Source organism: Ruegeria sp. BHSB064, assembly GCF_059613205.1.
On sequence record NZ_JBXWSB010000042.1, the window covers coordinates 1 to 15,834 of the forward strand.

Annotated in this window: 17 protein-coding genes and 1 pseudogene; 6 read left to right on the forward strand and 12 right to left on the reverse strand. The window is 55.0% G+C overall.

The genetic code is table 11. The features are described from left to right. From AC2FNU_RS11875 to AC2FNU_RS11900, 6 genes and pseudogenes are all read right to left on the reverse strand, one after another. Window positions 1–183 (reverse strand): annotated as a pseudogene (locus AC2FNU_RS11875) (bifunctional diaminohydroxyphosphoribosylaminopyrimidine deaminase/5-amino-6-(5-phosphoribosylamino)uracil reductase RibD); the annotation flags it as partial. Beyond that, window positions 180–650 (reverse strand): transcriptional regulator NrdR, encoded by a 471-nt coding sequence (nrdR, locus tag AC2FNU_RS11880; RefSeq protein ID WP_050602693.1) that lies wholly within the window; start codon window positions 648–650, stop codon window positions 180–182. The pseudogene AC2FNU_RS11875 and the gene nrdR, both read right to left, overlap by 4 nt. A 120-nt stretch (window positions 651–770) precedes the next feature. Beyond that, the gene (locus tag AC2FNU_RS11885; RefSeq protein ID WP_496788298.1) at window positions 771–1,187 is read right to left on the reverse strand and encodes a secondary thiamine-phosphate synthase enzyme YjbQ; all 417 of its coding nucleotides are present in this window, start codon (window positions 1,185–1,187) and stop codon (window positions 771–773) included. A gap of 21 nt (window positions 1,188–1,208) precedes the next feature. After that, window positions 1,209–1,613 (reverse strand): hypothetical protein, encoded by a 405-nt coding sequence (locus tag AC2FNU_RS11890; RefSeq protein ID WP_496788302.1) that lies wholly within the window; start codon window positions 1,611–1,613, stop codon window positions 1,209–1,211. 78 nt (window positions 1,614–1,691) lie between these two features. Beyond that, window positions 1,692–2,195, reverse strand: a complete 504-nt coding sequence (locus AC2FNU_RS11895) for a DUF4166 domain-containing protein (RefSeq protein WP_496788307.1) — start codon at window positions 2,193–2,195, stop codon at window positions 1,692–1,694. A 44-nt stretch (window positions 2,196–2,239) separates the two neighbouring features. Beyond that, entirely contained in the window at window positions 2,240–2,746 is a 507-nt protein-coding gene (locus tag AC2FNU_RS11900; protein ID WP_496788309.1) for a thiol-disulfide oxidoreductase DCC family protein, read from the reverse strand. A 259-nt stretch (window positions 2,747–3,005) separates the two neighbouring features. Here AC2FNU_RS11900 and AC2FNU_RS11905 point away from each other — a divergent pair, with 259 nt between their 5' ends. Continuing rightward, window positions 3,006–4,025, forward strand: a complete 1,020-nt coding sequence (locus AC2FNU_RS11905; RefSeq protein WP_496788314.1) for a helix-turn-helix domain-containing protein — start codon at window positions 3,006–3,008, stop codon at window positions 4,023–4,025. Window positions 4,026–4,197: 172 nt separating this feature from the next. Here the strand turns inward: AC2FNU_RS11905 and rpoD are convergent, their stop codons facing one another. The 4 genes from rpoD to AC2FNU_RS11925 form a co-directional block, all read right to left on the reverse strand. Beyond that, complete coding sequence (rpoD, locus tag AC2FNU_RS11910; protein ID WP_496788316.1) at window positions 4,198–6,186, reverse strand: RNA polymerase sigma factor RpoD; 1,989 nt, start codon at window positions 6,184–6,186, stop codon at window positions 4,198–4,200. Between the two features lie 114 nt (window positions 6,187–6,300). Beyond that, window positions 6,301–8,247 carry a DNA primase gene (gene dnaG, locus AC2FNU_RS11915; RefSeq protein ID WP_496788318.1) on the reverse strand — a complete coding sequence of 649 codons (1,947 nt, stop codon included), beginning with the start codon at window positions 8,245–8,247 and terminating at the stop codon, window positions 6,301–6,303. Window positions 8,248–8,327: 80 nt separating this feature from the next. Then, entirely contained in the window at window positions 8,328–8,624 is a 297-nt protein-coding gene (locus AC2FNU_RS11920) for a hypothetical protein (protein ID WP_171089225.1), read from the reverse strand. A gap of 131 nt (window positions 8,625–8,755) precedes the next feature. After that, a complete protein-coding gene (locus tag AC2FNU_RS11925) occupies window positions 8,756–10,186 on the reverse strand; it encodes a Glu/Leu/Phe/Val family dehydrogenase (protein ID WP_496788320.1) in 1,431 nt (476 codons plus the stop codon). Between the two features lie 332 nt (window positions 10,187–10,518). Here AC2FNU_RS11925 and AC2FNU_RS11930 point away from each other — a divergent pair, with 332 nt between their 5' ends. The 3 genes from AC2FNU_RS11930 to AC2FNU_RS11940 are packed head-to-tail and all read left to right on the forward strand — an operon-like array spanning window position 10,519 to window position 13,284. Further along, on the forward strand, window positions 10,519–12,156 hold the full coding sequence (locus AC2FNU_RS11930) for a TadE/TadG family type IV pilus assembly protein (RefSeq protein WP_496788322.1): 1,638 nt from the start codon (window positions 10,519–10,521) through the stop codon (window positions 12,154–12,156). An 11-nt stretch (window positions 12,157–12,167) separates the two neighbouring features. Then, window positions 12,168–12,683, forward strand: coding sequence for a TadE/TadG family type IV pilus assembly protein (locus AC2FNU_RS11935; RefSeq protein WP_496788324.1), 516 nt, complete (start codon window positions 12,168–12,170; stop codon window positions 12,681–12,683). Window positions 12,684–12,687: 4 nt separating this feature from the next. Next, complete coding sequence (locus tag AC2FNU_RS11940; RefSeq protein ID WP_496788325.1) at window positions 12,688–13,284, forward strand: TadE/TadG family type IV pilus assembly protein; 597 nt, start codon at window positions 12,688–12,690, stop codon at window positions 13,282–13,284. Here AC2FNU_RS11940 and AC2FNU_RS11945 read toward each other — a convergent pair. Continuing rightward, window positions 13,246–13,725 carry a hypothetical protein gene (locus AC2FNU_RS11945; RefSeq protein ID WP_496788327.1) on the reverse strand — a complete coding sequence of 160 codons (480 nt, stop codon included), beginning with the start codon at window positions 13,723–13,725 and terminating at the stop codon, window positions 13,246–13,248. The genes AC2FNU_RS11940 and AC2FNU_RS11945 overlap by 39 nt on opposite strands. A gap of 157 nt (window positions 13,726–13,882) precedes the next feature. Here AC2FNU_RS11945 and AC2FNU_RS11950 point away from each other — a divergent pair, with 157 nt between their 5' ends. Continuing rightward, window positions 13,883–14,794 (forward strand): pirin family protein, encoded by a 912-nt coding sequence (locus AC2FNU_RS11950; RefSeq protein ID WP_496788329.1) that lies wholly within the window; start codon window positions 13,883–13,885, stop codon window positions 14,792–14,794. Between the two features lie 21 nt (window positions 14,795–14,815). On the opposite strand, the gene AC2FNU_RS11955 is transcribed toward AC2FNU_RS11950, so the two are convergent. Continuing rightward, window positions 14,816–15,403: a TetR/AcrR family transcriptional regulator gene (locus AC2FNU_RS11955; protein ID WP_496788331.1), complete on the reverse strand. Its 588-nt coding sequence runs from the start codon at window positions 15,401–15,403 to the stop codon at window positions 14,816–14,818. A 41-nt stretch (window positions 15,404–15,444) separates the two neighbouring features. Between AC2FNU_RS11955 and AC2FNU_RS11960 the strand changes: the two genes are divergently transcribed. Further along, window positions 15,445–15,753 carry a hypothetical protein gene (locus tag AC2FNU_RS11960; RefSeq protein ID WP_496788333.1) on the forward strand — a complete coding sequence of 103 codons (309 nt, stop codon included), beginning with the start codon at window positions 15,445–15,447 and terminating at the stop codon, window positions 15,751–15,753. Window positions 15,754–15,834: the final 81 nt, after the last annotated feature.

A 15,834-nucleotide genomic window follows, 5' to 3' on the forward strand; every position in this document is an offset into this window, starting at 1 on the left:
GGCTTGGGCCAACGCCTCGGTCTCGGCATGAGGACGTCCTCCGGGCTGTGTCCAGCCACGCCCGACAATGCGGCCTTCGCGCACAACAACACACCCGACAGCCGGGTTGGGCCAGCACGTCCCTTGACCGCGCCGCCCTAATGACAGGGCCAGCGCCATAAATCGCTTATCTGTTTCGGTCACTCGTCCGTCGGAGGCTGCGGCGGGCGCAGTTCGTGGACAAACTCCTCGAAATCATCGGCCGCCTGGAAATTCTTGTACACACTCGCAAAGCGAACATAGGCGACGGTATCGATCCGCGCCAGAGCTTCCATGACAATCTCACCGATCTTGTTAGACGGGATATCGGTGTCGCCCATGCTTTCCAGCCGACGCACGATGCCCGAGATCATCTGATCGATCCGTTCCGGATCAACAGGCCGTTTCTGCATAGAGATGCGGATCGATCGCTCCAGCTTGTCGCGGTCGAAATCCTCTCGTTTTCCGTTGGTTTTGATGACCACCAGATCACGCAGTTGCACACGCTCGTACGTTGTGAACCGCCCACCACAGGCCGGGCAGAACCGGCGTCGGCGGATTGCCACGTGGTCCTCTGCCGGGCGTGAATCTTTCACCTGAGTGTCGATATTTCCGCAAAACGGGCAGCGCATCCGCCGTCTCCTCGTCCCATGTTCGGCCTCTTTTTGTAAGCGCTGCGGCTTACTTATCCACAACTATAGGGCAGCCGCTAGGGTTTGGGTAGTCGGAATTTTCAACCGCTAGATAAAGGGTCAGGCCAGATGCGCGGCGACACGTCTTTGATGCGGTGCAGTGCGGTGCTCGAACAGATAAATCCCCTGCCAGGTCCCGAGAACCATCCCCCCCTGCGAAACAGGGATCGACAACGAAACCGGCAAAAGCGCGGCTTTGATATGCCCAGGCATGTCGTCCGGCCCTTCGTAAGTGTGACGCAGGTACGACATGGCCGGATGGTCAGATGGTGGCACAAGCCGCTCAAAAAAAGCTTGCAGGTCCGTTTGAACTTCGGGGTCAGCATTTTCCTGGATCAGCAGGGAACAGGAGGTATGACGGACAAACAGCGTCAAAACGCCATCGGCCGCCGCCCCCTGAGCAAGCCAGTTCTGCACATCAGACGTGAGTTCGTAAAGCCCCGGTCCTTGGGTGTTTACAACGAATTCAGTTTGCATTCTGGCAACCCCGGTGATGTATCAGCTGTTGAAGAACGGCCGATAATTACACCGTGCGTTCGCACCTTGTACAGATTCGCTGTTGCCAGGCTGAAATCCAAACGCAATAAAGCTGCTGGGCTGCACATCAACGGACTGAGGTTCTTTGATCGAAAACTGAACTGCCGTTCTTCGGCCTGTGGTGACACTGGGCCCATATCCGCGCAACACGTAAATCCGATCTTGCCAGCCCAACCCCAATGTCCGGCGTGCATAATCGGCTGCGGCGCACCAATAGCCTTCAGTGCGTTGATCACCACGTGGGATAACCTCGAAATCAGTGGCGTTAATCGGTTCGGTGCGATACCCGTTTGGCGCTGCATCCACCGTCATGGGAGCACTGAAAGCAACAGTCGCCAACGCAGCAAGTGTGTATAGCTTTTTCATCATAAAATCTTCCCTGATTGTGTGTCCCAAATAGGTTAGTCCAGCTTTATGCATTGCATAGTGCCCCTCACGATCAATTCAGTCCGCCCCGCGCATTGTGTGATCTGGCGTGAGCCAACCCCGGTACCGGATCAACAATCCCAGGCCCGGTGCCTTGGCCGAGACGTCAAACCTGAACCGACCTTGCGCATCCTGCCATTCACGCGTGTTCGAACGCGGCAGTACAAAAGCGGGCAATGGAATACCGAAAACGGTCAGACGAAGAATTTCAATGTACAGCACATCGCTTCGTAGACAGGGCCGCAACCAAACGGAAATCACTCCGAATTTTTCTCGAACACAGTTCCGATATGCGTCGTAGGTCAGGTGTGAAGTGGTGCGATGGCCGCCAAAGTCGCGGGTCCATGTATAGGTTTCGTCATTCCCATTTATTGCAACAGAAACGGGAACATCTTTCCCCCCGGGCGGAAACCCGGCAAGGTAAGTTGCAATCATGGCAAGACGACCAGTACCTCTTTCGACATCACATTGGCCTGAATACTGACCTTCTGAGCTGTGCAGGCAATGGACCGCACTGGGCATGTTATTGATTGGCCCCAAGGCTTGCAAAAACGGGTCTTTTGACATCAATAGCCGTCGCTCGCAAATCGCGCTTTAACGTCGTTTCCCGGCATCAGACATGTGCTGGATCTACCGAAAAGATTAAACCTGTTCCGTGCTATCAGGCGATAAGCGGGAACTTTAAGCGCTTTGGGCAGGAAGCGGCAGACCGACAAAAGCTTCCACATTCCCGGCAATTGACGCATGGCGGCAGCAAACGCATCCAGATGCTGATAGATCACCCCATCGACGATTACCAAATTGGTTTCAAAGTTTTGTGTCGGTAAACCAAGCTTTTGGTAGAGCTTTTGCCCAAGCGGAGATTGCGCAGTTGCGAACTGAAAACGATGCAACTTGTCATGTCTGAGCATGAACTTGAAGAACCACGAACACAGGACGCATTCGCCGTCGAACACAATCAGGTTCGGGCCATAGAATACTGAACTTAAATCACTTTCTCGCACGTCCTTGGCACCCGAGGCTCCGCTTTGCCAGAATGGTGGCAAATCTTCAGCCTCGGAACAATGCGACATCTGCGAAAGGGAGCGTGCCGGGGAGCGCTGAGCGGAAAGTGGTGATTTCTCCGAAGGCTCTGACCTCATCCCCATAAAGGTGCTAACCCGGCAACACGCCATATCTGGGCGTTCAGACGGTGATGGTCATGTGAGGTCCGGTCAATTCCTTGCGGGATTCTGCCATCGAAGATTACAGGTCTGCGAAAATCACAATCGCCTCACAGAATTCTATGATATGCTGCCTATGGTTTTGTAATCCTAAGGTATTGTTATTGCGATGGACGTGGATGTTGGCCGTCTTCATTTCTTTGTTCAGGCGTTGGATCGCTACAGTGGCAATGCGAACATGTCTCGGGCTGTTCTGAACCAAACCGGACTGAAGCCGCAAGACATCGCCCCCCCGATTGAGACATGCAGCATTCAGAAAGAAGCCCTCTTCATCCGGTATGCCTGTGACGCCACCAAAGACATAACATTTGCGGCCCGCACCGGGCTTGAGGTCACCTCGGCGTCCACCGTGACGGCCTATATCAGCAAATATTCCAGAGACCTGAAACAGGTGATGGAGAATCTTTCACGTTTTCACGGGATTATTGACCCGGCTATCGCGCTCAGTCTGCGCGTCGCAGGCAACTTTGCTGCTTTGGAAGCTGATTGGAAAGATGCTGGATTTGCGCGCTATCATCGACGTACCGAATTTCTGATCTTTGCCGCATTGGCAAGAATGCGCAATCTGACCCAGATCAACCTGCAACCGATTGAAATTCGGTTTCAACACAAGGTCGGGGATCATGCCAAAAGCTTTGAAAAGATTGCTGGTTTTCCGGTGATCTTTGGCTCGGAAAAAATGGAGATCGTGCTGCCCCTCTCAGCGTTGGAGCTGCCGGTTCCCACCTATGACCCCAAACTGCGTGAACATCTTCTGGAATATGGTGAACGTCTGCTGGCCGAATGTGCGAAACCAAACCATTCGATCCGCGCGCGAACCGAAGGGATGATCACTAAATCTCTGCCCGGCACCATACCGCAGGCCGAGGCCATTGCGTCTGAGCTTGGGATGAGCTTGCGAACCTTTAGCCGCCGCCTGAAGGAAGAAGGTACAAGCTATCGCGACATCGTGGACGACCTAAGATGTGATCTGGCCCAGACCTTTCTGAACAACCGGATGTCTTTGTCAGAAATTTCGTTTTCGTTGGGGTATGCGGATCAGGCCGCCTTCTCGACTGCCTTCAAACGCTGGACCGGGCAACCGCCAAGCGCCTTCAAGACCCGCGTCGAACATCCCATTCGAACGTAAGACCGGGGGTCATCGGCCCTAAAGCCTCGCCCCGGCCCCGTCCCATGAGTGGACAGGACCGATATAGAAAACGGCCGCGCCCGTTCCGTGTGAATTCCCGCCAATGTGATGAGAGAACAGGCCAATGTGATGGCCAAAGGAAAAAGGCGCCTCGTGTGAGGCGCCTTTGAATTTACTGATCCAGGAAAGACCGCAGCTTTCGTGACCGGCTGGGGTGCTTCAACTTGCGCAGCGCCTTCGCCTCGATCTGGCGGATACGCTCGCGGGTCACGCTGAACTGCTGGCCGACTTCTTCCAGAGTGTGATCGGTGTTCATGCCGATGCCAAAACGCATCCGCAGAACCCGCTCCTCACGCGGGGTGAGCGAGGCCAGAACCCGTGTGGTCGTTTCCTTGAGGTTCTCCTGAATGGCGCTGTCCAGCGGCAGTACAGCATTCTTGTCCTCGATGAAATCGCCCAGTTGGCTGTCTTCCTCGTCGCCGATCGGCGTTTCCAGCGAGATCGGCTCTTTGGCGATTTTCATCACCTTGCGCACCTTCTCAAGCGGCATTTGCAGCTTTTCGGCCAGTTCTTCCGGCGTCGGTTCGCGACCAATTTCGTGCAGCATCTGACGACCGGTCCGAACCAGCTTGTTGATCGTTTCGATCATGTGAACCGGAATACGGATCGTGCGGGCCTGATCCGCGATAGACCGCGTGATCGCCTGACGAATCCACCAGGTCGCATAGGTCGAAAACTTATAGCCACGGCGGTATTCGAACTTGTCCACGGCCTTCATCAGGCCGATGTTACCTTCCTGAATAAGATCAAGGAATTGCAGGCCACGGTTCGTGTACTTTTTGGCAATCGAGATCACCAGACGCAGGTTGGCCTCGACCATTTCCTTCTTGGCCTGACGCGCCTCTTTCTCACCCTTCTGAACCTGCTGCACAATGCGGCGGAATTCAGAGATATCGAGACCCACATATTGACCGACCTGAGCCATGTCGTTGCGCAACTCTTCGACCTTGGCGGTTGAGCGTTCGATGAACATCTGCCAACCCCGGCCCGGCTTTTCAGCCATCTCGGACAACCAGTTCGGATCCAGTTCGCGACCGCGGTAGGCTTCGATGAACTCACGGCGGTTGATGCGAGCCTGGTCGGCAAGTTTCACCATCGCGCTGTCCAGGGACATGACGCGGCGGTTGATACCATAAAGCTGGTCGATCAGCGCTTCGATCCGGTTGTTGTGCAGGTGAAGACCATTCACCAGCTCAACGATTTCGGCGCGCAGCTTTTGATAGGTTTCTTCGTCTTTTTCACTGAACGAGCCATCTTCGTTCAGGGTGGCCGAAATCCGGCTATCCTGCATTTCCGACAACATCGAGAAATCGGTCGAGATGCGTTCAAGCGTGGTCAGAACCTGATCCTTCAGCGCCGCTTCCATCGCGGCCAGCGACATGTTGGCCTGATCGTCATCATCGTCGTCATCGTCATTGTTCAGCGGGTTGCCGTCAGCATCCAGCTCGGGGCCGGTATCCTTTGCGGGCTTGGCTGCCTGCACTGCGGATGTGTCGACCACAGGCTCTTCCACATCGCCGTCTTCGTCCATCTGATTGCCAAATGTGGCCTCCAGATCGATAACGTCGCGCAGAAGAATGTCTTCGGACAGCAATTCGTCATGCCAAATGGTGATCGCCTGGAACGTCAGCGGGCTTTCGCACAGCCCAGCGATCATTGTGTTCCGACCCGCTTCAATCCGCTTGGCGATAGCAATTTCGCCCTCGCGGCTCAGCAGTTCAACCGAACCCATCTCGCGCAGATACATGCGGACAGGGTCATCCGTGCGGTCGAGTTTTTCTGTGGCGGCCCCAGCCAAAGCAACTTCACGGTTGCTTTCGGTTGTTGTCAGTTCGGTCGAGCCCTTGTTCTCTTCCTCTTCGGCCTCTTCATCTTCGATGATGTTGATGCCCATCTCGGACAGCATCGACATAACGTCTTCAATCTGTTCCGAGCTGACCTGATCAGGCGGCAGAACCTGATTGAGCTGATCGTAGGTGATGTAACCTTTCTCGCGGGCCTCGGCGATCATCTTCTTGACCTGGGCCTGGCTCATGTCCAGCGAGATTTCCTGTTCCTGCTCTTCGGATTTGCGATCTTCGGTCGTGTCTTTGGCGGCCATTCAATGCTCCTGCAGGGATGGGTGATTCGTTTGAACCGAATCATTAGCGCGTAGAAGTGATTCGGCCACCCGTTTACCCGTTTTTCTTTTCCAGTGCCTTATGAAAACACCACTTTACCGGCGTTTCCGCTCGAATTTGATACCGGACATGATTGCCTCGAACGCGTCTTTCTCGTCGCGGTTGATTCGCGCACCATTGTCGGCGATGTCGAATACGGCCCTGTCTTCGTTCTGGCTGCGGCTTGTACGGTTGCGCTCTTCGGCGGCTTGCGCCAGCCGATATGTCAGCGCCTCATCGGCCAGATCAGACAATTCCTCCGCCGCTTCGGCTATCTCAGCATCCAACCCCCGGAGCGCTTTGATCTTTGCGAGTTCCTCGGCCAGTGTCATCTCGGCCTTTTCAACGTCGCCCGGTTTGTTCACACAGGGGATCACTGCGACATGGCGAAGGGCCAGCAGGTTTTCAAGGGGCTGGGGGCCCAAAGAATCGACAATGTGGTCTTTCAGGTGGTCTGGGTCATCAATCGCGTGACGCAGAATCGCGTCCCGCAGGGCAGCGTACTCGGGGTTGAGACATTCCATATCCTCAAGCTGATGCTCGAACTGAATAACGACCTGTGGGTTGAGGATGGAAATGGCGAGAATAGCCGCCTCGCGCAGTTGGATATCAGCGGTCTCGGACGATGCCAGGAAAGAAGCCCGCGCACCCGGCGTGGCGTTCTGTGGGGGCTGCCACTTGCCACGTGGCTGCCACTGTCGGTTCTGCGGCTGGCGTTGAGGGCGGAAAAGCTGCCAGCGCAAATCCTTGATCTCTTGCCCGTAATGCGACCGAATCGAGGGGTCGCGGATCAGCTTGATCTTGTCCCGCAGCGACTTGTCCAGCGCAGCCTTGCGCTCGGGGCTGTCAAAGACCTTCCCTTCGGTCTCACGCTGCCACAGCAGTTTGACCATCGGAATAGCGCTTTCCAATACTGATTGCACAGCCCCTGGCCCTTCTGCCCGCAACAAATCGTCGGGATCTTTGCCTTGGGGCATCAGCGCAAAGCGCAGGGATTTACCCGCTTCAAGCAGCGGCAATGCCAGATCAACCGCCCGCATCGCAGCGCGTAGACCTGCCGTGTCGCCATCCAGCGCAATGATCGGTTCGTTGGAAACGCGCCAGAGCAATTGCAACTGATGTTCGGTGATCGCCGTGCCCAAGGGCGCGACCGACGCGCCAAATCCGGCCTCGGCCAGTGCGATCACGTCCATATACCCTTCGGCCACAATCAACGGCTGCCCTTTCCCCGCCGCCTGCCGCGCAGGGCCATGGTTGTACAAGCTGCGCCCTTTGTCGAACAGCTCGGTCTCGGGCGAGTTCAGGTATTTGGCGTTGTCATTGGGGTCCATCGCCCGCCCACCAAAGGCGATACACCGTCCGCGCGGATCGCGGATGGGGAACATGATACGATTGCGGAAGGTATCATAGGGCTTCTTTCCCTTGTTAGAGGGCTTGGCCAGCCCTGCCCCAAGGATCAGATCCTCGGCCACGTTCTTTCCGCGCAGATGATCCCACAGCGCCTGCCAGCCGTCCGGAGCAAATCCGATCTCCCACCGATCCAGCGCCTGTGCATCCAGCCCTCGGTCTGCAAGGTAATCACGTGCAGGCGCGCCTGCCCCTGTCTTGAGTTGCAGGCGGAAGAACTGCACTGCCTGCTCCATCACCTCTGCCAATTGCGACCGGCGGTCCTGCTTTTCCTGCGCTTTGGGATCACGGGCGGGCATGGGCATCCCAGCCTCACGCGCCAAAATCTCAACCGCTTCGATGAACGAGACATTCTCGGTCTCTTTCACAAAGCTGATTGCGTCGCCTTTCGCATGACAGCCGAAGCAGTAATAAAATCCCTTTTGGTCATCGACGTGGAACGAAGCCGTCTTTTCGTGGTGAAACGGGCATGGGGCCCACATATCACCCTTGCCCTGATTGGACTTGCGCTGATCCCACATGACTTTGCGCCCGACGACCTGAGACAGGCTTAGCCGGGTGCGCAACTCATCCAGAAATCCGGGGGGCAAAGACATTGGTCAAACCTGCCAGAAATGAAAACCCGCGCCAAGGGGACGGCGCGGGCTTATCCACAAGGAATTGGCGTAACTGTGGATTATTGCTGCAGACACAGCTCCAACCACGCGGCACCCAGATCTTTCTTGCGCACGTCGCGCATCTTTTGCTCATAAACCCAGGGGGTAATCAGCGGAATGGCCGCATTATAGTTCTCGGGCCAGGTTGGTGAACTATCCGCAATCGCCTGTGCGACGTCGCGCTCTTTTACTCTGTCCAACCGGGCCTTCTGGATCGCGGCCACCACATCGGCCTGATATTTACAGCTTTGCTCGGCGCTGTCCTGAGCCAGTGAAGGGGTGGCAAGCAAGGCCGCGACGATGGCGATACGCAACATGGGGTTCTCCCGGATTCGTTTCTTTCGGGCAGCTTACCTGCCTGAGTCCCCGGCTGCCATAATCCTTTTTGCCACCTGGCACCGCTGAACAGCTTGAGAGTGGGGCAGCCGACCTGCCCCACCTGTTGACGTCAGAGCCCTTTGGCGCGGTAGCTTTTCGCAACGCGGTCAATGGCCACGATATAGGCCGCTGTGCGCAGGTCCTCTACATCGTCGCGGCTGTGCCAAACCTCGCGCATCGACTGGTAAGCAATGCGCATGGTGTCATCCAGACCGGACCGAACCAACTCCAACTCGTCAGCCCCTTTCAGGTACTGCGTCTTAAAGTCAGGTGACATCGTCCAGGCGTCGCCCAGATAGCGGTCCAGCCTTTCCAATTCGCTCACGATCAACTCATGCCGCGCTTCTTCCTGTCGCCGCTGCATCCGGCCAAAGCGGATATGGCTGAGGTTCTTGACCCATTCGAAGTAAGAAACGGTCACACCACCAGCGTTGGCATACATATCCGGGATAATCACTGTGCCCTTCTTGCGCAGGATTTCATCCGCACCTGCCGTCACCGGCCCGTTAGCCGCTTCGATAATCAAAGGCGCTTTGATCCGCTCGGCGTTGGACAGGTTGATGACACCTTCCAGTGCAGCCGGGATCAGGATGTCACATTCCGCTTCCAGCACGCTTCCACCTTCGGCCGAGTGGGTCGCATCGGGGTAATCCTTGACCCCGCCATGTTTGACGATCCACTGGCGGACCGCTTCAACGTCGATGCCCTCGGGATTATACAGCGCACCGTCCCATTCGATGATGCCAACGATGATTGATCCGTCCTGTTCGCTGAGGAACTTGGCCGCGTGGTAGCCCACATTGCCCAACCCCTGCACCACAACGCGCTTGCCGTCCAGCTTGCCAGACAGGCCCGCCTTCTGCACGTCTTCCGGATGGCGGAAAAACTCGCGCAGCGCGTATTGGATGCCGCGTCCCGTCGCCTCAACCCGTCCGGCAATGCCGCCCGCGTTCAGAGGTTTGCCGGTTACACAAGCGCGCGCGTTGATGTCCGTGGTGTTCATCCGCGCGTATTGGTCCGCCATCCAGGCCATTTCACGCTCACCCGTTCCCATATCGGGGGCCGGGACGTTCTGGGACGGGTTGATCAGGTCACGCTTGGCCAGTTCATAGGCAAAGCGCCGGGTGATCTGCTCCATCTCATGTTCTTCGTATTTTCTGGGATCGATGCACAAACCGCCTTTGGATCCGCCAAACGGCGTTTCAACCAGCGCGCATTTGTAAGTCATCAACGCAGCCAGCGCTTCAACTTCGTCCTGGTTCACAGCCAGAGCATAGCGGATACCGCCCTTGACAGGTTCCATATGTTCGGAGTGCACAGAACGATATCCGGTGAATGTATGGATTTCCCCCCTGAGCCGCACACCAAATCGAACGGTATAGGTGGCGTTGCAAACCCGGATCTTTTGCTCCAGCCCCGGCGGCAGGTCCATCAGGGACGCCGCCCTGTTGAACATCAAGTCAACACTCTCACGAAAGCTGGGTTCTTTGATGCCGGTCATACAATCCTCCGTATCGGTACCAGACGTAACGTCATGACTTTTTGTCGCACCAGTTGCGTCAGGCTGCAATCAAACAATGCACTTTTTTTCATCATTTCATTAACAAACACGTCAACGTCAGGAGATGAGTCGGCCTACCACCTCAATCCTTAACGAATTGTTTTCATTTCATTGACAGATCGGTCTTGGCGGCAGGTTTTATAGCCGGATTGCGCGTAAAAAGGCCAAAACCAAGCCTTTTTTGCCTAATTCGCGCCACGATTGAAGAATATCGTTAACGCAAAGTTCTTTTCTTGGCCGCATAATTGAAAATGCGGAGCGGAGACATCAATATGAAAACATTCTCGCTTCAGAAGAACGGCTCGTCGCCTAAGCTTCAGCCTTCCTATATCCGTAAATTTGCCAAACAAGAAGACGGCACATTTACAATTTTTGTTTTGTTCATGCTGATCCTGATGCTCGCCATAACGGGCATGTCGATGGACTTCATGAAATATGAACGCGACCGCGCGAGCTTGCAGTCCACATTGGACCGCGCCGTTCTGGCGGCAGCTGACCTCGATCAGAAACTTCCCGCCAAGGAAGTTGTCGATGCCTACATGGATAAAGCTGGGCTGGGCAACCTGGATGCTGTCACAACCGTCGTCGAGGGTTTTGGCTCCAGAACCGTGACAGCGACGGCTGAGGCGGTCATGCCAACGCGCTATTTGCGGTTTGGACAAGTCACAGAGCTGGGTATGAGAGCCAACAGCGCGGCCGAAGAATCAATCGGCGCGGTAGAGATTTCTCTGGTCCTCGATATTTCAGGTTCGATGTCTCGTGCGTCCGCGACACCCGGAGAATCGAAAATAGCAGTGCTGCGCGAGGCGGCGTCTGAATTCGTCCGTCTCATGCTGGCTGAACGCGGCCAGGGTGAGATTTCAATTTCGATTGTTCCTTATGCGACACAAGTGAACGCTGGCGCTACAATTCTGGACAAGTTTACCAACGTAACGCAGGAGCACAGCTATTCGCATTGCGTGAACTTTATTCCAGAACAGTACAGCGATGCGGACCTGCAGGTGAATGACAGGTTGGAGCGTACAGCGCATTTTGATCCCTTCACTTATTCTGAAGGTTCAATCTCGCTGCCAGTATGTCCTGTCCGCGCAGGCAGCGAAATCACCCCGGTGACGGACAACATGAACAAGCTTCTTGGCCAAATTCAATCACTTACGCCAGGAGGAAATACGTCAATCGATATCGGAGTGAAATGGGGTTCTGCCCTCTTGGATCCGAGCACACGGCCAATTGTACAGCAACTCTCGACAGAAACAGACCCGCTGTATGCGCCGTCGACGATTGTGCCCGGCAAGTTTTCAGATCGCCCGACAGACTACGACTCGGACGTCCTGAAAATTATTATTGTCATGACAGATGGTCAGAACACCGACCAATACATGCTTAATCCTTCGTTGCGCGAAGGTGATTCGGATGTTTGGTACAATGCGGAAGCCGGCGAATATACGGTTTATCATTCTCAAGGCCGCCCGAACTATTTCTGGCCACAGCAAAACGTTTGGGAGGACCATCCATTTGGAAACCCCGAACCAGAGACGGAATTGAACGAAGAAACCGGGACTGCAGTGAGACTAACCTACCCCGAGTTGTTTAACCGCACGTCACTGGCCTGGAACGCTAGATACAATTATTACTGGCAAGCCAGCGCTTGGGCGGAGTGGTATTCCAAAGCCTTCTCGAAAGTGGAAACTTCAGCGAAAAACCAGCACACCAAGCATGTCTGCGGTGCAGCGAAAGACCAGGGGGTCATCGTCTATGGGATCGCATTTGAAGCGCCCAGAAGCGGCTTCCGGACACTTAAAGACTGTGCAAGCTCTGCAAGTCACGTCTATGACGTTAGCGGTCTCGACTTGGAAAAAGCGTTCGAATCTATCGCCTCTTCCATTCATAAACTGAGGCTGACCCAATGATCCGTAGAACTATGTCAAAGCTCGGTCCGTTCCGGCGGTCCGAGACAGGGAGCGCGACGATTGAATTCGTCATGCTTGTCCCGTTTTTCCTGGCATTTCTTGTCGCTGGTGCAGAGCTGTCCATAATCACTATGCGTCACGCCGCGCTGGAACGTGGAGTCGATCTGATTGTGCGGGACATTCGTTTGGGTACAGGCACCAACTGGAACCATGACGACATAAAAACAAGGATTTGCGACGTCTCCGGCATCAAAGACTGTGCAGCTAATCTGCGGCTGCAGATGATCCAGCAAAATGCCTTCGAAGGGATTGTGCTTTCCGAGAAGGTGCCCTGCACTGACAGTTCTGAAGATCCAAAACCTGTGCTCGACTTTAAAAGCGGGCAATCCAATGAGTTAATGATCTTGCGTGCTTGCTTGCGTATTGATCCACTTCTTGAAGCGTCGGCCATTGCAAAAGTGGTTCCAGATGATTCCGGCCACTATGCAGTCACTGCGACAACGGCATTTGTACAGGAGCCGCTGTAAAGTTATGTCTGTATTCAGAAACGCAAAAAACCGCATAAAAGCCTTCAAAAAAGACGAAAGCGGTATTCTGTCCGTTGAAGCGCTGATGATCTTCCCGCTTATGCTATGGTCGATCACCTTCACTTTCACCGCCTTTGAAGGATTTCGCCAAAGTGCGTCTAATCTGAAGGCCGCTTATACGATCAGCGACCTTATCTCGCGTGAAACTCAGGCCGTAACTGATAAGTACTTCGACTCGCTTCATGATTTAGCGAGCAAGATGATCAATAATCGGTCAGAGATGAAAATGCGGGTTTCGCTCATTGTTTTTGACGAAGATGATGATCGTCACTACGTGCGTTGGTCCACCGTGCGCGGTTTTGAAGAAGAATGGAACAACGACAACGTCGATGCGCTTGAATCTCGTCTGCCGCCGATGCCCAATCAGGATACGCTCATTCTGGTCGAGACATCCAACGAGTACATTCCGACGTTTAGACCCGGCTGGGATTTTGCGACCGGAATTACCTTTGAAAACTTTATTTTCACGCGTCCCCGCTTCACAAACGAAGTGGCATGCAACTTAGCCAAGACGCCCTTCGTCTGCGAGAATAACGCTTAAAGCCTCTGACATGAACTTGGCCTCGGCGGCAGCTGTCATGCCGCCCACGCCCACTCTACGTCCCAGTCGCCACCAAAGACCCGGCGCCCATTTGTTTGACGCTTTGTGACGCATCCGAACCAGAAAACCGTTTGACGGTTTGAACGCGAACACGCCGCGATCAACGGTTTCGATGTCTTCGACTTTTGCAATTATCTGTCCCGACCCGGTGCGCAACTCGGAACGGGTCAATTCGATACGGTCCTGTGTCGCGTGCCAGACACGATACGCCAGCCACAGGGAAGCCCCACCCACGGCGAAAAGGAACGCCTGCCAGACCGGCTCGGGCGGAGAAGCCAGAGCAACATAAGTTACCAGCGCCCCAACCGTTGTCAGCATCCCTACCCCGGCCCAGCGTCTGGGCGAAGATGCCTCAATCGTTGCCAGCACTTCTTCCTGCATGGAACTCTCCTATTTCGATCCTTTGGATTTAGCCCCTTTGAGCGGGAAACAACAGGGGTTTGGTTGGACTGCAAATTCGCACAGGTCCGGTTTGTCCGTGCGAATTGACGGCACAGGCGCAGAGTTTACATGCTGCTCAAACAAACCGGAGGGTATCATGTCTCTCAGACCTACATTGGAAACACGCAGGGCCATTCCAACGATGGAAGGGGCCGGTGTGAAACTGCATCGTGCATTCGGGTTTCAGGACCCGTCCGAACTGGACCCTTTCCTGCTGTTCGACGATTTTCGGAATGAACGGCCGCAGGACTATCAGGCCGGGTTTCCCTGGCATCCGCATCGTGGGATCGAAACGATCACGTATGTGCTGGCCGGATCGGTTGAGCATTCCGATTCATTGGGCAACACCGGAACATTGGGCGCTGGCGATGTGCAGTGGATGACGGCAGGATCTGGTATCCTGCATCAGGAAATGCCCCACGGAAACACCTCGGGGCAGATGCACGGATTCCAACTGTGGGGCAACCTGCCCTCGGACCAGAAAATGACCGCACCGCGCTATCAGGATGTTCAAAGCAAGGACATTCCCGAAGTCATCGATGACGACGGCACGACCGTGCGGGTTATTGTTGGAGAGTTCTGGGGCAAGACCGGGCCGGTAGATGGTATTGCAGCAGACCCGCAATATCTGGACATCTCGATCCCCGCAGGTGTGAAAAAGACGTTTCGAATCGACACCTATCGTCGCGCCTTTGCCTATGTGTTTCAGGGTCAGGCCGCCTTTGCCGACGCCTCGCAGCCAACAGGCGTGCTGTTGGAGAAAGAGGTCGCGGGGAAAGAGGTCAACATTCGCGACATGTCGGGCGACAGGACCCTTGTCCGTTTTGGCACCGGAGATGAAATCACGGTTCAGGCGGGCCCGGAAGGCGTTCGGTTCCTGTTGATCTCTGGCGCCCCGATTGATGAGCCGGTCGCATGGCACGGTCCCATTGTGATGAACACACGGGCCGAGCTGGAACAAGCCTTTCGGGAACTCAGAAACGGGACGTTCATTCGACCTGCGCACTAACTTAACGGCGGTCTGACCTTGTCAGGCCGTCACCGCTTTGTGCACCATATTCCAATAGATTTGCTCGACCTCATCCAACGACAATCGACCGCCGGATCGATACCATGTCATCACACCGTTCAGCATGGCAATCACAGCAAGCGTTGCAATCTTGGTGTCCGGTATTGCAAACTGTCCGGCCTTCTGTCCGGCGTGAAGGATGTTTTCCAACGCGTTTTCGTACTGTCTGCGAAGGTCTTCAATTTCGGCGAAGTTCTCAGGCGAGAGGTTTCGCAACTCCATGTAGGCAATGAAGACCTCATCAGGGCGTTGTAAATGGAACCGGATGTGAAATCCTACGAACTGGCGCAGCGCTTCCTGCGCGTCATTACCACTCTGCAAATCACCAAATGCTGACAGCAGTTCTTGCATGTGTTCCCGCATCAAGCGGTACAGCAGGCTCTGCTTGTCTGGCGTGTAATTGTACAAGGCCCCGGCCTGTACGCCGACTTCCTTTGCAATCTGTCGCATTGAAACGGCAGCATAACCGTGACGTGCAAACAGGTTCAGCGCAGCCTTGCGAATGCGAGGGCCGGTAATGTCAGAATGAGAGCCTTGAGTTCGTGCCATGCCCACACAGTATCTGAACAATTGTTCAGATAGAACCCTGCTTGATCGAAGGCTTCAAAACGTGCATCACAAGGGGGCTCGAGAAACCAAAAGCGTGCCCTATGAAATTGCTGCAATTACTGCCTCTTGTTCTTCTTTGTGCCGGGTGCGCGGATTTTCCAGAGTTGGAAGGAAGCGAACCGGCTTCAGTAAAAAAAGCCCCCTACCCGCGCCTGGTTCCATTGCAGGAAACTCTTGGTGCCCCCGTTGATCCTGTAAGCGAAGCTTCGGCGGTCGAAGAAGACCTGACACAACGCAGCGAGGCTTTGGCACAAAAGGCGGAAGCGTTGCAAAACGCGCAAACCAACTAAAGCACGGCATTCCCCCACAATCACCCGGTGACGGATTGCACCCTTGGCCCGAACCCGCTAAGGCAGCGCTGATCGGACAAG

What these genes read in the sequence shown, in the direction of transcription:
- nrdR (WP_050602693.1), bottom strand. Translation starts at nt 650, where the DNA reads ATGCGCTGCCCGTTTTGCGGAAATATCGACACTCAGGTGAAAGATTCA.
- AC2FNU_RS11885 (WP_496788298.1), bottom strand. Translation starts at nt 1,187, where the DNA reads ATGCAAACTGAATTCGTTGTAAACACCCAAGGACCGGGGCTTTACGAA.
- AC2FNU_RS11890 (WP_496788302.1), bottom strand. Translation starts at nt 1,613, where the DNA reads ATGAAAAAGCTATACACACTTGCTGCGTTGGCGACTGTTGCTTTCAGT.
- AC2FNU_RS11895 (WP_496788307.1), bottom strand. Translation starts at nt 2,195, where the DNA reads ATGCCCAGTGCGGTCCATTGCCTGCACAGCTCAGAAGGTCAGTATTCA.
- AC2FNU_RS11900 (WP_496788309.1), bottom strand. Translation starts at nt 2,746, where the DNA reads ATGTCGCATTGTTCCGAGGCTGAAGATTTGCCACCATTCTGGCAAAGC.
- AC2FNU_RS11905 (WP_496788314.1), top strand. Translation starts at nt 3,006, where the DNA reads ATGGACGTGGATGTTGGCCGTCTTCATTTCTTTGTTCAGGCGTTGGAT.
- rpoD (WP_496788316.1), bottom strand. Translation starts at nt 6,186, where the DNA reads ATGGCCGCCAAAGACACGACCGAAGATCGCAAATCCGAAGAGCAGGAA.
- dnaG (WP_496788318.1), bottom strand. Translation starts at nt 8,247, where the DNA reads ATGTCTTTGCCCCCCGGATTTCTGGATGAGTTGCGCACCCGGCTAAGC.
- AC2FNU_RS11920 (WP_171089225.1), bottom strand. Translation starts at nt 8,624, where the DNA reads ATGTTGCGTATCGCCATCGTCGCGGCCTTGCTTGCCACCCCTTCACTG.
- AC2FNU_RS11925 (WP_496788320.1), bottom strand. Translation starts at nt 10,186, where the DNA reads ATGACCGGCATCAAAGAACCCAGCTTTCGTGAGAGTGTTGACTTGATG.
- AC2FNU_RS11930 (WP_496788322.1), top strand. Translation starts at nt 10,519, where the DNA reads ATGAAAACATTCTCGCTTCAGAAGAACGGCTCGTCGCCTAAGCTTCAG.
- AC2FNU_RS11935 (WP_496788324.1), top strand. Translation starts at nt 12,168, where the DNA reads ATGTCAAAGCTCGGTCCGTTCCGGCGGTCCGAGACAGGGAGCGCGACG.
- AC2FNU_RS11940 (WP_496788325.1), top strand. Translation starts at nt 12,688, where the DNA reads ATGTCTGTATTCAGAAACGCAAAAAACCGCATAAAAGCCTTCAAAAAA.
- AC2FNU_RS11945 (WP_496788327.1), bottom strand. Translation starts at nt 13,725, where the DNA reads ATGCAGGAAGAAGTGCTGGCAACGATTGAGGCATCTTCGCCCAGACGC.
- AC2FNU_RS11950 (WP_496788329.1), top strand. Translation starts at nt 13,883, where the DNA reads ATGTCTCTCAGACCTACATTGGAAACACGCAGGGCCATTCCAACGATG.
- AC2FNU_RS11955 (WP_496788331.1), bottom strand. Translation starts at nt 15,403, where the DNA reads ATGGCACGAACTCAAGGCTCTCATTCTGACATTACCGGCCCTCGCATT.